Below are 594 nucleotides of genomic sequence, written 5' to 3'. Positions count from 1 at the left end.
GGTGGATCCGCCAGGCCATCACCCGAGCCATGGCCGATCAGGCGCGTACCATCCGCGTGCCCGTGCACATGGTGGAGGTCATCAATAAGCTCTCGCGCGTGCAGCGCCAGATGCTGCAGGACCTGGGGCGTGAACCCACTCCGGACGAGCTGGCCCGTGAGCTGGACATGCCGGTGGAGAAGGTGCAGGAGGTGCAGAAGTACGGCCGCGAGCCGATCTCGCTGCATACGCCGCTGGGCGAGGACGGCGATTCCGAGTTCGGTGATCTGATCGAGGACACCGACGCCATCGCGCCGTCCGACGCGGTCGCGTTCTCATTGCTGCAGGAGCAGTTCAAGCAGGTGCTGGAGACGCTGAGCCCGCGTGAGGCGGGCGTCATCAAGATGCGCTACGGCCTGGAGGACGGCCAGCCGAAGACCCTTGACGACATCGGCCGCGTGTACGGCGTGACCCGTGAGCGCATCCGCCAGATCGAGTCGAAGACCATGTCGAAACTGCGTCACCCGTCGCGCTCCCAGACCCTGCGCGACTTCCTCGACCAATGACAGCCAGCGGCGGCCCGCTTGGCAGGCCGCCGCGCGAGGAGCGAGGAAG

Annotated in this window: 1 protein-coding gene; it reads left to right on the top strand. The window is 66.8% G+C overall.

Going from position 1 to position 594, the window contains the following annotated elements:
* Positions 1–545: sigma-70 family RNA polymerase sigma factor (locus B4C31_RS02645; protein ID WP_291531232.1), on the top strand; the 545-nt coding region annotated here is incomplete at its 5' end.
* Between the last annotated feature and the right edge of the window lie 49 nt (positions 546–594).

Origin of the sequence: Bifidobacterium sp. UBA4282, assembly GCF_002394995.1 — a bacterium.
GTDB lineage: Bacteria > Actinomycetota > Actinomycetes > Actinomycetales > Bifidobacteriaceae > Bifidobacterium > Bifidobacterium pullorum_B.
Note: the sequence above shows the minus strand (reverse complement) of the source record. Positions and strands in the feature narration are given on the sequence as shown.